A 14,088-nucleotide genomic window follows, 5' to 3' on the forward strand; every position below is an offset into this window, starting at 1 on the left:
CCTGCACCTCGTCCGCCAGCCAGGCTGGCGTCGCGCGCCGACCAGCACCACCAGCTCCGACCTCTGCAGGGGGCACTCGCGGATCGGCATCGCCGGTGACAGGAGGGCGAGACCCGCGCCGGCCAGTAGCGCCGGCGGTCGGACAGAACAAGACAATGGCTGGCCGTCGTTCTCGTCAGGATTGCTGGATAGTCGACGCATGCATTGACGCTTACCATCACATATGCGCACTCCTATATGTGACGGCCGGGCGTCCAGTCGCTCACTTGCCACCCCTTGGCGGGCGTCGGAACATCGGTTACGTTGAAGCGGGCCGCCGTCACGAAGGGTTTCGGCGTAAGGGGTGGCGGCGCCCGTGGCGCCACGACTCACCTGAGGAGTCGCATTGCCCCTTTACCTGTCTCCGCGAATCGGTCCGGCACTACAGTCGGCGCTCGACGAAACCGTCCTGATGGCGCAATTATCCGACGCGTTGGGATCTCCACTCGGCGTGATCCTGCCACAGCAGTTGACGGACAACGTTGCCGCATTCCGCTCGGTCTTTTCCGACCATCGCCTCTCCGGTCACATCTATTACGCGCACAAGGCCAACCGATCCAGTGCCCTGGTGCGAGAACTCGCCGCCACCGACGCGGGTATCGACGTGGCGTCGCTCGCCGAGCTGCAGCACGCGCTCGGTGCCGGCTTCGTGCCGCAGCGGATCATGGCGACCGGGCCGAAGAACGAGGAGTTCCTCTGGCTGTGCGCCCGTACCGGGGTCACCGTCAGCGCTGACTCTGTCGGGGAGTTGGCGGCGCTCGCCACACTGGTCACGGATTGGTCGTTGCCGCGCATACCGGTGATGGCACGCCTGTCGGGCTTCACCTCAACAGGCGTGCAGTTCAACAGCCGCCGCAGCCGTTTCGGGGTGTCGGCCGCCGCGGTGAGCGAGGTTCTCGACGTGATCGAGAAACATGCCGACGCCCTGGATCTGGTCGGAGTGGCGTTTCACCTCGACACGATCGGGCTGCCGGAAAAGGCCGTGGCGTTGGAGGGCTGCCTCGGCGCGCTGGACGAGTGCCGCCGGCGCGGTCTGCGGCCATGGTCGGTGGACATCGGCGGTGGGTTCGGCGTGGACTACCTCGCCGACGGCGCGCAGTGGGAGCGGTACACCTCCGCGTTGACCGAGGCGGTGCTCGGCAGGCGGGCGCCACTGACCTGGACCGGGCACGGTTACGGGTTGCGCGCCGAGGGTGCCCACATTCGGGGTTCCCTGAACCTGTACCCGGCTCACCGGCCCGTCTCCGGACCCGCGTACCTCGATCGGCTGCTACGAACAACCTCGCCCGAGCAGCGCCGCCCACTCGGGACACTGCTGTTGGACAACATGTACGACCTGCACGTCGAGCCGGGTCGGGCCCTGCTCGACCAGTGCGGCCTGGTCCTGGCCAGCGTTCTCGAGGTGCGTGACGAGGCCAACGGCGACACGATCGTGCGCCTGGACTGCAACGCGCGCGACGTCAGTCTTGAGGAACACGGAATCCTGATGGACCCGGTCGTCGTGCACCGGACGACCCCGGCCGCTCCGGGGCCCGTGGGGGTGTACCTGTTCGGCAATCTCTGTCTCGAAGCGGATCTCATCACCCGACGCAAGGTCTTCCTGCCGTCCCGGCCCTGCGCCGGCGACCTGCTGGCCTTCGTCAACACCGCCGGCTATCTCATGGACTTCAGCGCCACACAGGCGCTGCGCCAGCCGATCGGCCGCAAGGTCGCGCTGTACCGCGACGACGGCGCGTGGCGATGGTGCCTCGACGAGCAGTACTGGCCCGTTCACCATCGCGCGGAGGCACCATGAGGTTCGAGAACATGACCGATGCCATCGGCAACACCCCACTGGTGCGTATCGACCCCGCCGTGCACCGTCTGCGAAACATCGACCTGTACGCCAAGATGGAGCTGCTCAACCCGTTCGGCTCCCTGAAGGACCGCGCCGCGTGGAACATGGCCCGACCCCTGCTCACCCAGGCCGTTGAGCGCGGAGACACCGTCGTCGAGTTGTCCAGCGGCAACACGGCCAAGGCTCTGGCCGTCATCGCCGGCATGCACGGGCTCACTTTCAAAAGCGTCACCAATCGCATGAAGGTCGCCGAGATCAAGGACCTGCTGCTGCTGCTCGGCGCGGAGATCGACGAGCTGCCCGGGCAGGCCGAATGCCTCGACCCCACCGACACGGACGACCCGCTGACCAGGATGTACCACCGGCTGGCCGGATCGGGTGGCGGCTACCTGCACACCGACCAGTACTTCAACGAGCTCAACGTCGACGCGCACCTGAACGGCACCGGGCCGGAGATCGTGAAGGACCTCGACGGCCGAGCCCCGGACTACTTCATCGCCTGCGTCGGAACGGCCGGCTCCTCCACCGGTGTGGCGGCCGCGCTGCGCCAGCACAATCCTGACGTGAGCGTCGTCGGGCTGGTCGCGCACAAGTCCGACTTCATCCCGGGGATCCGCACCATTGACGAGGTGCACGAGGTCGGCCTCTTCGACCCCGGCGTCTATGACACGGTGGAGACGATCACCGCTGACGACGCCATCGATGGTCTGCTGACTCTCGTACGTCGATGCGGCACGCTCGCCGGGCCGACCGGTGGTGGTGCCTACCAGGGCGCCGTACGCCATCTGCGCGCCATCGACGCGCAGCTCACCGAACGCCGCACGGCGGTCTTCATCGTCTGTGATCGCGTCGAGAGCTACATGAGCTATCTGCGGGAGCGGCGCCCCGAACTGTTCGGCCGGCCACCGCGGCGCAACTCCCTCCGCATGGTGACCGACGCGGACGTGAGGCAGGCGGCCACCATGGATGTCGCGGAAGCCGAGCGGTGGATCGCCGAGCGTCGAGGGCTGGTGGTCGACCTGCGCAGCCCGTTCGCGTACCAGGCGCTGCACATCGACGGCTCGATCAACATCGTCGACGAACTCTTCGCGGAACTACTTCACGGTGGGCTGCCGTTCGGCCGCCGCCAGCCGGTGCTGCTGGTTTGCCCGGTGGGGGAGAAGTCCGCCCGCTACGCCGCGCTGCTGACCCGGATGGGTCATCCAGATGTGCGCTCGCTCAACGGCGGGATCATCGCCTGGCGCGACGCCGGCGCCGAGCTCGTGCGCGACTGACATGGATGTTCTCGACGAGCTGCGCCCGTGGCAGGAGGCATTGCGCGCCCAGTTCCCGCTCATCACCGCCAACCCCGACGTGGCGTACCTGGACAGCGCCGCCACCTCGCAGAAGCCACAGGCGGTCCTCGACGCGGTCCTGACCTATCTGACGACGGGCAACGCCAACGCCGCCCGTGGCACGTACCCGTGGGCGAACCGGACCACCACCCGCATCGAACAGGCCCGCGACCGGCTGCGCCGCTTCCTCGACGATCCGGCGCCGCAGCGTTCGGGCGTGCACTTCGTCAGTGGCACCACCGAGGGACTGCGCGCCATCGCCCGCGACTGGCTCGCCCCGCAGTTGCGCGACGGCGACGAGATCATCGTGCCGTTCGCCGACCACGCCGCCAACAACGCACCCTGGCTGGAAACCGCGGAGCTGCTGCGCCACCAGGGCATCACCGTCGGCGTCCGGGCAATGCCCTACGACGCCGCCCACGACTACGACACCGGTCGGCTCGCGGCGATGATCAACGGTCGGACGCGCCTGATCGCCGCGACCCACGTGCACCACGTCTACGGCAACGACATGAACGTGCACAGACTGCGCGCGGCAGCCGGACCGTCCGTCCCGATCTGCCTCGACGCCGCGCAGGGCGTGGGGCACCTGCCGCTGTCCACCGCGGCGACCGACGTCGACTTCGTGGTGTTCTCCGGGCACAAGACGATGGCGCTGCCGGGCACCGGCGCGATCTGGACACGCAATGAGCGCGGTCCGACCTACGCGCCGGCAGGATGGAACGGCTCACCCAACACCAGTGGCATCATCAGCCTGGTCGCCGCGCTGGACTGGCTCGACGCCGCCGGCCTGGATCGTGTCGCCCGTTGGAACACCGCGCTCGGCGCGCGGCTCACCGACGGGTTGCGCACGCTGTCCAACGTCGAGGTGCTGGGCTGTCAGAGCAGCCTGGCCGCCGACGCCCCGGTGCAGCAGCGCCAGGGCATCGTGGCCTTCCGCCACCGCCTGATCGGCTCGAACGACCTCGGGTTCATCCTGGCCGCACACGGACTTCTGGTCCGCGCGGACGGTCACTGCCAGGGCGACCAGGGCGAGAAGACGGCATCCGTACGGGTGAGCCTGCACGTCTACAACACCGCCGAGGAGGTGGACCGGCTCCTGTCGGTCCTGGACGAGCTCGACCGCGATTGACGGACACGCACCGCCAATCGCCGGTTCTGCCGCCTCGGATCGCCTATCGTGTCGGAAATGGCTTCCGTTATCGTGTGGCCGTCCTGTCCGCGTGTCGTCCGGGAGTGCACCCATGGCAACGACCACCGGCGCGCCCCGCGCCGTGCTCGACCGCGCGCAGGCCGTCCGGTGGCGCGAAGGCTGGGCGCAGGTCATGGGTGGATTCGTGCCCCATCTCGCCACCCTCGAGGAGGCGCTGTGCCGTGCCGCCGAGGCCGTCCGCGGTCGGACACCCCGGCGGGTGCTCGATCTCGGCGGCGGGCCCGGGTTGCTCGCCGAGCGGATGGCTCGACGGTGGTCCGACGCCTCGGTCACCCTCGTGGACATCGATCCGGTGCTGCTCGCGCTGGCCCGCCGCGCCCTGGAGGGCGAGGTGCGGACGCTGACGGGCGATCTGTCCTCGCCGGGCTGGGCGGCCCGTGCGGGTGGCGGCCATGACCTGGTCACCGTGGTGATGACCCTGCACTACCTCACAGCGGCCCAGGTGCGGGCGTTCTACGACGACGCCCGCCGCTGCCTGGCGCCCGGCGGGTTGCTCATCGTCGCCGACCTCATGCCCGACGACGGTCTTCCGTCGCTGATGAGCGCCCTGGACCCCGCGCCGGACGAGGCGGCTGCGGAGCTGGCCTGGGCCCAGTGGTGGAGCGACATCGGCGAGGTGAAGGCGCTGCGTCCGTTGCTCGCGGAACGGGCGGCGATCTTCGAGAACCGCCCCCCGGTCGAGTTCACCGCTCCGGTGTCATGGCACGCCGCCGCCGCTCGTGACGCCGGCCTCGGCGAGGTCGGGATCCTGTGGCGGTCCGGTCGGCACGCGGCGCTGGCGGCCGTGGCCTGAGGTTCCAACCCACCACGTCCCGGTCAGGTGCCCGCAGCGGACGGACGCATGGTCATCTCGCTATTAGACGATACTTAGTGAAAACGATTACCGTTCCTGGCCTCAGGAATGGAGTGTTTTCGTGAAGCATGGGCAACGCACGTTCATAACAGCGGCGACCGCCGCGGCGCTCGTACTCCTCGTCGGATGCGGCTCGGGTGACGGTGCCACCGAGGGCGGCAGCGGCACCTCGTCCGGCACCAAGCTCGCTGTGGTGGCCACGACCCCCGAGGTGGCCGACTTCGCCCGCACCATCGGCGGCAGCGACGTCACCGTCACACAGATCATCAAGCCGAACGTGGATCCGCACGACTACGAGCCCACCCCGGCCGACATCCAGGCCATCGGCAAAGCCGCCATCGTCGTCAAGAACGGCGTCGGCCTCGAGGAGTGGCTCGACCAGACCATCGAGTCGGCCGGCTTCAAGGGCACCGTCGTCGACTCCAGCCAGGGCATCACCCTGCGCGAGGGCGGCCACGAGGAGGGCGAGGACGGCCACGAGGAGGGCGAGGGCGCACACGAGGCCGAGGAGCACGACCCGCACATCTGGCACAACCCGCAGAACGCCAAGACGATGGTCACCAACATCGAGAAGGGCCTCGCCGCGGCCGACCCCGCGCACGCCACCGCCTTCGCCGACAATCTGCGGAACTACTCAGCCGAACTCGACAAGCTCGACGCCGACAACGAGGCCGCCTTCGCCGGAATCCCTGCCGATCAGCGCAAGCTCGTGACCAACCACGACGCCTTCGGCTACTACGTCGACCGGTACAAGCTGCAGTTCGTCGGCTCGGTCATCCCCAGCCTCGACACCTCCGCCGAGCTGAGCGCGAAGCAGCTCAACGACCTCGTCGCGAAGATCAAGGCCACCGGTGCGAAGGCCATCTTCGCGGAGACGTCATTGCCACCCAAGAGCGCCGAGGCGATCGCCAACCAGGCCGGCGTCAAGGTCGTCGGCGGTGAGGACGCCCTCTACGGCGACAGCATCGGCGCCGAAGGCACGCCCCAGGGCACCTACCTCGGCGCGGAGCGGCACAACACCCAGGTCATCGTCACGGCTCTGGGCGGCTGACATGGACGATGTCGCGGTGGCCGACGCCGCCCTTCGCTACGCCGGGGTGAGCGTCGGCTACCACGGCACCCCCGTGCTCACCGACGTCAACCTCGAACTGGCCCCGGGGGAGCGCCTGGCCCTGGTCGGCCCGAACGGCGCCGGCAAGTCCACCCTGATCAAATCGATCCTCGGCCTGGTGCCGGTAATCGCCGGCACGCCAACCGTGCTCGGGCGTACGCCGTCCCGCGCCCGGACCCAAAGTGGATACGTTCCCCAGACTGACTCCCTCGATGCCGACTTCCCCGTGACCGCGGGCCAGGTCGTCATGATGGGCCGCTATCGACGCATCGGCTGGTGGCGTCCCACCCGCAGCGCCGACCGACGAGCCGTCCACGAGGCGCTCGAACGCCTCGGCCTCGCCGATCACGCGCGGACGCACTTCGGCGTGCTCTCCGGTGGCCAGCGCCAGCGGGTACTGCTGGCCCGTGCCATCGCCGCCGAGCCGCGGCTGCTACTGCTCGACGAGCCGTTCAACGGCGTCGACGCGGTCAGCCAGGAAGCCATCCTGGCCGTCCTGCGCGAGCTCAGCACGGTGGGGACCGCCCTGGTGCTCAGCACCCACGACCTGACCGTCGCACGGGAACTCGCCGACACGGTCGGCCTGCTCAACGGCCGCCAGTGGGCGGTAGGCCCGCCCGCCGAGACGCTGACTGCCGAGACGCTGCGCCGCGCGTACGGCGGGCACGCCATCGAGCTGAGAGACGGCCGGACAGTGCTGGTGGAGCCGTGATCGAGCCGTTCACCGTACCGTTCATGGGGCGAGCCCTGGCCGAGCTCGCGCTGCTCGCCCTCATCTGCGGGCCGGTCAGTGTCTTCGTCTTCGCCCGTCGCCTGTCGTTCGTCTCCGACGCGCTGACGCACACCGTGTTTCCCGGCGTCGTCATCGGTTTCCTGGCGGGTGGCGCCGAGGGCATCCTCGTCGGGGCGCTGATCGCCGGCGTCGTGACCGCAGTCGTGCTCACCCTACTGACCAGTGGCGGAACGCTGCCCGACGACGCGTCCATCGCCGTGGTGCTCACCGCCATGTTCTCGGTCGGCGTGGTGCTCGTGTCCCGGCGCTCGTCGTACACCTCGGATCTGACATCGTTTCTCTTCGGGCGCATCCTGACGGTGACGCCGCGTCAGGTCGCGGAGACCGCCGTACTGGCGGTGGTCATCCTCGGGCTGCTACTGATCACCGCCCGCGCCCTGATCTTCCGGACCTTCGACCCGGTCGGAGCGGCCGCGGCCGGGTTCCGGATCGCCAGGCTCGATCTGTGGCTCAACATCATCGTCGCGCTCGTCGTCGTCGCCGCGGTGCGCGCCGTCGGCACCATCCTCGTGGTGGCGTTGCTCATCGTGCCCGCCGCGGCCGCCCGCACGCTCACCGACCGACTGCCCGTCATGGCTGCCATCGGCACCGGCCTCATCCTCATCGCCGCATACGGCGGCCTACTGGCCAGCTGGACTGCTTCCGTCGACTACGGCGTCTCCCTGACCTCGGCGTCCGCCGTCGTCCTGCTGCTCGTGCTCGCCTACCTGCTTCTGCTCCCGCTGGGCGCGTTGCGCCTGCGGCACCGCCGCACGCGGACCGCCCCCCAGGGAAGGACATCACCTCATGAACTGGTGGGATGACGCGCTGCACCGGGCCACGGCCGAGGTGCTGCTCGTCGGCGCGCTCGCCGGACTCATCGGCGTCCACGTCGTGCTCCGTCGGCTGTCCTTCTTCACCATGGCACTGACCCACGCCACGTTTCCCGGGGTGGTGGCCGCCTCCATCATCGGCGTCAACATCGTCCTCGGCGGGGTGATCGCGGGTGCGATCGTCGCGCTGGGCGTCGCCGCGCTCAGCCGCAGCCGCAGCCAGAACGCGGCCGCGGCGACCGGCGTGATGCTCTCCGGTGGCTTCGCGCTCGGCGCCGGGCTCGTCGCCACCCAGAACGGCTTCAGCCGGGACCTGACATCGTTCCTCGTCGGATCGATCCTCACGGTCAGCCCGCAGGATCTGGTGACGACCGCGGTGGCGCTCGTCGTCGTCGCGGCCGTCCTGCTGGCCTGCGCCCGCCCACTGCGGTATACCGGCTTCGACCGCGGCGGCGCCCGGGCGGCCGGCTTCACCACCGTTGCCTGGGACGTCGTGCTGCTGCTCACCATCCAGGTGGTGGTCGTGACGATCGTCCCGGCGGTCGGCACGATCCTCGCCCTCGCCCTCATCGTGGCGCCCGCCGCCGCGGCGCGCCAGTGGTCTCACCGGCTCCGCACCATCACCGCCCTGGCCGTCACGTTCGGTGCCCTCAGCGGCCTTGGCGGGCTGTACGCGTCGAGCCGTTGGAACGTCGCCGCCGGCGCGAGCATCACCCTGACCGCCACCGGGGTCCTGGCGTTGTCGACGGTCCTGTCCCGGCTGACCAGTGCCCGCGTCCGGACGATCGCCAGCTCACGTGCGGTCCCGGCATGAGCACCGCCCACCTCGACGACATGAGGGCCACCCTGGATCGGGCGATCGTCGTGCTGCGTGGCATGGCGTACGAGCACCGGTTGCACATCCTGGTGCTGCTGCAGGGAGGGGAGCAGACACCGGCATGGCTGGCGCAGGCGCTGTCCGCGGATTCGACGGCCATCGCCCACCATCTGCGGTTTCTCAAGGACGCACGGCTCATCCGGCGGAAGCGCCGAGGCCGACAGGTCACCTACATGCTGCAAGGGGAGGCCACCAGGCGGCTCATCGGGGACGTGCTCCGCTACGCCGAGAACTCCTCCTGAAACACCATACGGTCGCTCAGGAGTTGCCGGACGCACTGCTGGTGTCGGCGGTGGTCGCCGCCCAGCTCGCCAGAACGCGCAGGGCGTCGTGTGCCGGGGTGCCGACCTGGGCGCTGTAGGCGGTCATGGTGAGGCCGGGATCGGCGGGTAGCGGCATCGCTTCGAAGGCGAGGTCGAGGCGGCCGACGGCCGGGTGGTGGAACTGCTTCACGCCGGTGTGGTGCAGGCGGACGTTGTGCGCGGCCCAGCGGGTGCGGAAGTCGTCGCTGCGGGTGGCGAGTTCGCCGACCAGATCGGTGAGGGCCCTGTCGTAGGGGTCGCGACCAGCCTCCGTGCGCAGCAGCGCGACGGTGGTGTTGGCGGCGTCGTCCCAGTCGGCGTAGAGGTCCTCCGCCCGGCGGTCGAGAAAGCAGAACCGGGCCAGGTTGACCGGCCGGTCGGGGCTGTCGAAGGCTGGTGCGTAGAGGGCCTGACCGAGCTGGTTGGCGGCGAGGATGTCCAGGCGCCCGTTGCGGACGAAGGCGGGGGCCTCGGTCATCGCGTCGAGGAGACTCCGCACGCCGGGCCTGATCTGTTGCTTGACCGGCCGTCGCCGGGTACGGGGGCTGGTGTTGGCGGCGCGGGCCAGGTCGTGCAGGTGGGAGCGCTCGGCCTCGTCGAGGTGCAGGGCGCGGGCGATGGCGTCCAGGACGTTGTCGGACACTCCGGACAGGTTGCCGCGTTCGAGGCGGGTGTAGTAGTCGGGGCTGACCCCGGCCAGCATCGCGACTTCGGCGCGGCGGAGCCCGGCGACGCGGCGGATGCCGCCGAAGGAGGGCAGGCCGGCCTGCTCGGGGGTGATCCTGGCGCGCCGGGAGGCCAGGAACTCGCGAACGGCGTCCCGGGTGTCCATGCCCGCAACGCTACGACCCCGGCCGGCGACGAAGGGGGTTCTGTCATTACCTGCTTCGACAAGCCCTCCCACCCGGCGGAATTGGGGAGTTCTGTGGACGGTGACAGCCGTGCCCGCGACAACGGAACCTCCTCCGGGCGCGGCCCATGCCACACAGTCGAAAGGAACCACCGCCATGCGCGGAGCAGTGCTACACGCCCCCGGCGACGTCCGCGTGGAGGACCGTCCCGATCCGAGGATCGAGCAGCCGACCGACGCCGTCATCCGCCTGGCGGCCACCTGTGTCTGCGGCTCGGACCTCTGGCCGTACCGGGGCATCGAGGCCCTCTACGGGCCGCGGCCGATGGGCCACGAGTACGTCGGCATCGTGGAGGAGGTCGGCAGCGAGGTCCGCACCGTGCGGCCCGGGCAGTTTGTGGTCGGTTCGTTCTTCGCCTCCGACAACACCTGCGAGATCTGCCGAGCCGGCTACCAGACGCACTGCGTGCACCGCGAGTCCGCCAGTCCGGGCGGCGCGCAGGCCCAGTACGCCCGGATCACGCTGGCCGACGGCACCCTCGTCGCCACCCCGGACACGCCCGCCGACGACCTGGTCCCCGGCCTGCTGGCGGCCTCCGACGTGCTGGGTACCGGCTGGTTCGGCGCCGTCGCCGCCCAGGTCGGGCCCGGCAAGACGGTCGCGGTCGTCGGTGACGGCGCGGTCGGCCTGCTCGGTGTCCTCGCCGCCAAGCGGCTGGGCGCCGAGCGGATCATCGCGATGAGCCGCCACGAGACCCGGCAGAAGCTCGCCCTCGACTTCGGGGCCACCGACATCGTCACCGAGCGCGGCGACGACGGCGTCGCCCGGGTCAAGGACCTCACGGGCGGGCTCGGCGCGCACTCGGTCATCGAGGCCGTCGGCACCCAGGAATCCATGATGCAGGCCATCCGGTCGACCCGGGCCGGCGGGCACGTGGGCTATGTCGGCGTCGCCCATGGCGTCGACCTGCCCGGGCAGGAGCTGTTCTTCTCCGGCGTGCACCTGCACGGCGGCCCCGCCCCGGTTCGCCGTTTCCTGCCCGAACTGATCGACCTCATCCAGAATCGAGTCATCGACCCGGGCAGGGTCTTCGACCTCACCCTGCCACTGGAGCAGGCCGCCGAGGGCTACCGGGCGATGGACGAGCGCCGCGCGATCAAGGTGCTGCTGCGTCCCTGACCGGCCGGACGTCTCGGTCAGGGGTTGATCAGTCTCCAGTCGCCTTCGGAGATGACGTCAACGGTGCCATCGACCACCTTGATGGCGGTGTTGTCGTCGATGGCGTAAGTCGGGACCGGGATTCCGGCCGCCCACTTCTGGATGGTGGACAGGTCGGTGTCCTTCATGTCCGGATGATTGAGGTGGGGGTACAGCGTGAAATCCACCAGCCCCAGCGCCCGGTCGGCGCCCTGCGCCATGTCGCTGCCGTCAGGGACGAATTCAAGGTCGAATTCGGCGTCGCAGTTGTACGGGGTGACCGCGATGCTCCCGGCGCTGACTCCCACATACACCGTGTCACTCAGCGACGGCAGGAGGTAGGCCAGGCCCGACTGGCGCAGCCAGTAGGTCAGGTACAGCACGTCGCCGCCCCAGACGAGGAGGGCATCGGCCTCCCGGACCGCCGGGACCCAGTTCTCTTCTCGAATGGTCGGCAGCGCGGTGAGCTCCAACATCCCCAGGGATTTCCAACCGAGCTGGGACAGCGGGATGTGAGACTGGCCGTGGATCGCCTTCCACGCCCTCTCACCTCCGCCGGAGAAGGGGTAGACAGCGGTGGGGACGAACAGGGCCGTGGACTCGGCGATTGGCTTGCCCAGCAGGTCGACGAGCGCGTCGGAGATGCTCGGGTTACAGATGCCCGACGACGTGAGAAGGAACTTCATGAAATCCGCTCTCCTGAAGCCACCGCATACGGCGATCATGTTGTCCATGAATACCAGCGTCGCCAACCCGAGCGACACATCGCTGGATCATCCGCTGGCGGCCGTCCAACCGTCAACCGCCAAGGTCAGCGAGATTGGGCAAGGGAAAACGCCCGACTCGGGCCCGAAGTCACGCACATCTGGGCCCCGTTCACACGAGCGGAGTAACAGGAGCAACAGACCGCATGGACCTCAAGCCCGTCAGTCCCACGGTGAAGACGCCCGCGGAGGCGTTCACCGGTGACGTCTACCTGACGCCCATCCACACTGGAACGCCGCCGTCGCGGATGACCGTCGCACTCGTACGCTTCACCCCCGGCGCCCACACCAACTGGCACTCCCACGCCGTCGGTCAGACCCTCCATGCCACCGAGGGCGTCGGCCTGGTCGGCATCCGTGACGGATCGGTGCTGCGCGTACGGGCCGGGGACACCATCGTCTGCCCGCCGGGCGAGGAGCACTGGCACGGCGCCGCCGCCGACACGTTCATGAGTCACCTGGCCATGCTCGAGGCCCTGCCCGACGGCGGAGACCCGACCAGCTGGCTCGAACCCGTCAACGACGAGCACTACCGGGAGGCGAACCAGCGGAGCTGACGAGCCGCTGGTCGCCGTCGATCGGCAAGCACCGGCCCGGGCCGTAGCCTCCGGAAAAGATCACGCGCGCCGGATGACGCTTGGGTAGCGTGCCGCTCGTGATCAAGCTTGTCGAGGAGCGCACCGTCCTCGCCGTCGTGGTCGGGTCGCGGGCGTACGGGCTGCACGGCCCGGGCTCCGACCACGACCGGCGCGGTGTGTACGTGGCGCCAACCCGCGCGTTCTGGCACCTGGACAAGCCGCCGACCCACCTCGACGGTCCGGCGGCGGAGCAGTTCTCCTGGGAGTTCGAACGCTTCTGCGTGCTGGCCCTGCAGGGCAACCCGACCGTTCTGGAAGTGCTCTGGTCTCCGCTGATCGAGACGATCACCGAGGACGGGGAACGGTTGCTGGCCGCGCGACGGGCGTTCCTGTCGCGACGGGTGGCCGAAACCTACGGCAGCTACGCCCGGGATCAGCTCAACCGGGTGGCGGCCCGCCGCGAGCGCACCGGCGAGACGAACCACAAACAGGCGATGCACATGATCCGGCTGCTGATCGCCGGGGCGCACGTGCTGCGTACCGGGGAGGTCCTGGTCGACGTGCGGCACCTGCGCGACCGGCTGCTCGCGGTGCGCGGTGGCGAGCTGCCCTGGGACGCGGTCGCCGCGTGGGCGGCGGATTTGCTCGCGGAGCTCGCCGACGCCGCCGCCACCACCGCCCTGCCGGAACGGCCCGATCGGGAAGCCGTGGACCGGCTGCTCCTCGACGTACGGGAAAGGAACCTGCAGTGACCACCGAGGTGCCGCCGTGGGCTGCGGACGCCGCCCACGCTCTGCCCCGTCCGCTGCTGTTCGCCACCGTCAGCGGCGCACACCTGTACGGGTTCGCGTCCGTCGACTCCGACCTGGACCTGCGGGCCGCGCACCTGCTGTCAGCGGAAGAGGTGGTCGGGTTGCGCACCGGGCCGCAGACGTTGCAGCACGCCGGGGTACGCGACGGCGTCGAGTTGGACGTGGTCAGCCACGATCTGTTGAAGTTCGCCAAGCTGTTGACCAGCCGCAACGGGTACGTCCTGGAGCAGCTGCTGTCACCGCTGGTGGTCGTCACCACCGAGGTGCACGCCGAACTCACGTCTCTGGCGCCGCACCTGATCACCCGTCACCACGCGCACCACTACCTCGGATTCGCGGCCACCCAGGAGAAGCTGTACGCCACGACCGGGCAGCTCAAGCCCGCGCTGTACACGCTGCGGGTCCTGCTCACCGGGATCCACCTGATGCGCACCGGCCGTCTGGAGACGGATCTCGGGGTGCTCGCGACGACGTTGTCGTACGTGCCGGACCTCATCGCCGCCAAGCGGGCGGCCGAGCACGGACCGCTCCCCGCGGGCACCGCGGAGCGGCTCGCCACCGACGTGCCGCGCCTGCGCGCCGAGCTGGAGGCGGCGCGGGACGCGTCGACGCTGCCCGACCACGCGGACCCGGAAGCCGTGAACGCCCTGCACGACCTGGTGGTGCGTACCCGCCTCGGCTGAGCCCGACCGGATGGACGTCATGAACCGGGTGG

At 69.7% G+C, this 14,088-nt stretch carries 15 protein-coding genes; 13 read left to right on the forward strand and 2 right to left on the reverse strand.

The features are described 5' to 3' along the window. The first annotated feature begins 385 nt into the window (after positions 1–385). From ACTWLT_RS14310 to ACTWLT_RS14350, 9 genes are all read left to right on the forward strand, one after another. Entirely contained in the window at positions 386–1,834 is a 1,449-nt protein-coding gene (locus ACTWLT_RS14310; RefSeq protein ID WP_445318794.1) for a Y4yA family PLP-dependent enzyme, read from the forward strand. Then, positions 1,831–3,150: a pyridoxal-phosphate dependent enzyme gene (locus ACTWLT_RS14315; RefSeq protein WP_445318795.1), complete on the forward strand. Its 1,320-nt coding sequence runs from the start codon at positions 1,831–1,833 to the stop codon at positions 3,148–3,150. Before ACTWLT_RS14310 ends, ACTWLT_RS14315 begins: the two co-directional genes overlap by 4 nt. A 1-nt stretch (position 3,151) precedes the next feature. Further along, complete coding sequence (locus tag ACTWLT_RS14320) at positions 3,152–4,342, forward strand: aminotransferase class V-fold PLP-dependent enzyme (RefSeq protein WP_445318796.1); 1,191 nt, start codon at positions 3,152–3,154, stop codon at positions 4,340–4,342. A 112-nt stretch (positions 4,343–4,454) separates the two neighbouring features. Further along, on the forward strand, positions 4,455–5,216 hold the full coding sequence (locus ACTWLT_RS14325) for a class I SAM-dependent methyltransferase (RefSeq protein WP_445318797.1): 762 nt from the start codon (positions 4,455–4,457) through the stop codon (positions 5,214–5,216). Between the two features lie 121 nt (positions 5,217–5,337). Further along, positions 5,338–6,327: a metal ABC transporter substrate-binding protein gene (locus ACTWLT_RS14330; RefSeq protein WP_445318798.1), complete on the forward strand. Its 990-nt coding sequence runs from the start codon at positions 5,338–5,340 to the stop codon at positions 6,325–6,327. 1 nt (position 6,328) lies between these two features. Then, complete coding sequence (locus tag ACTWLT_RS14335; protein ID WP_445318799.1) at positions 6,329–7,099, forward strand: metal ABC transporter ATP-binding protein; 771 nt, start codon at positions 6,329–6,331, stop codon at positions 7,097–7,099. Next, positions 7,096–7,983 (forward strand): metal ABC transporter permease, encoded by an 888-nt coding sequence (locus ACTWLT_RS14340; RefSeq protein WP_445318800.1) that lies wholly within the window; start codon positions 7,096–7,098, stop codon positions 7,981–7,983. Before ACTWLT_RS14335 ends, ACTWLT_RS14340 begins: the two co-directional genes overlap by 4 nt. Beyond that, positions 7,967–8,806, forward strand: a complete 840-nt coding sequence (locus ACTWLT_RS14345) for a metal ABC transporter permease (protein ID WP_445318801.1) — start codon at positions 7,967–7,969, stop codon at positions 8,804–8,806. The genes ACTWLT_RS14340 and ACTWLT_RS14345 overlap by 17 nt, the downstream gene beginning before the upstream one ends. Beyond that, positions 8,803–9,111 carry a metalloregulator ArsR/SmtB family transcription factor gene (locus ACTWLT_RS14350; RefSeq protein WP_445318802.1) on the forward strand — a complete coding sequence of 103 codons (309 nt, stop codon included), beginning with the start codon at positions 8,803–8,805 and terminating at the stop codon, positions 9,109–9,111. Before ACTWLT_RS14345 ends, ACTWLT_RS14350 begins: the two co-directional genes overlap by 4 nt. Before the next feature lie 16 nt (positions 9,112–9,127). Here the strand turns inward: ACTWLT_RS14350 and ACTWLT_RS14355 are convergent, their stop codons facing one another. Beyond that, positions 9,128–10,003 (reverse strand): helix-turn-helix transcriptional regulator, encoded by an 876-nt coding sequence (locus ACTWLT_RS14355; protein WP_445318803.1) that lies wholly within the window; start codon positions 10,001–10,003, stop codon positions 9,128–9,130. A gap of 175 nt (positions 10,004–10,178) precedes the next feature. Between ACTWLT_RS14355 and ACTWLT_RS14360 the strand changes: the two genes are divergently transcribed. Next, positions 10,179–11,201 (forward strand): zinc-dependent alcohol dehydrogenase family protein, encoded by a 1,023-nt coding sequence (locus tag ACTWLT_RS14360; protein ID WP_445318804.1) that lies wholly within the window; start codon positions 10,179–10,181, stop codon positions 11,199–11,201. A gap of 17 nt (positions 11,202–11,218) precedes the next feature. On the opposite strand, the gene ACTWLT_RS14365 is transcribed toward ACTWLT_RS14360, so the two are convergent. Beyond that, positions 11,219–11,905 carry a Type 1 glutamine amidotransferase-like domain-containing protein gene (locus ACTWLT_RS14365; RefSeq protein WP_445318956.1) on the reverse strand — a complete coding sequence of 229 codons (687 nt, stop codon included), beginning with the start codon at positions 11,903–11,905 and terminating at the stop codon, positions 11,219–11,221. Positions 11,906–12,129: 224 nt separating this feature from the next. Here ACTWLT_RS14365 and ACTWLT_RS14370 point away from each other — a divergent pair, with 224 nt between their 5' ends. The 3 genes from ACTWLT_RS14370 (at position 12,130) to ACTWLT_RS14380 (ending at position 14,056) form a co-directional block, all read left to right on the forward strand. Next, entirely contained in the window at positions 12,130–12,540 is a 411-nt protein-coding gene (locus ACTWLT_RS14370) for a (R)-mandelonitrile lyase (protein ID WP_445318805.1), read from the forward strand. A 98-nt stretch (positions 12,541–12,638) separates the two neighbouring features. After that, positions 12,639–13,313 (forward strand): nucleotidyltransferase domain-containing protein, encoded by a 675-nt coding sequence (locus ACTWLT_RS14375; protein ID WP_445318806.1) that lies wholly within the window; start codon positions 12,639–12,641, stop codon positions 13,311–13,313. Continuing rightward, a complete protein-coding gene (locus ACTWLT_RS14380) occupies positions 13,310–14,056 on the forward strand; it encodes a nucleotidyltransferase domain-containing protein (RefSeq protein WP_445318807.1) in 747 nt (248 codons plus the stop codon). Before ACTWLT_RS14375 ends, ACTWLT_RS14380 begins: the two co-directional genes overlap by 4 nt. Positions 14,057–14,088 lie beyond the last annotated feature (32 nt).

The organism is Micromonospora yongxingensis (assembly GCF_052601155.1).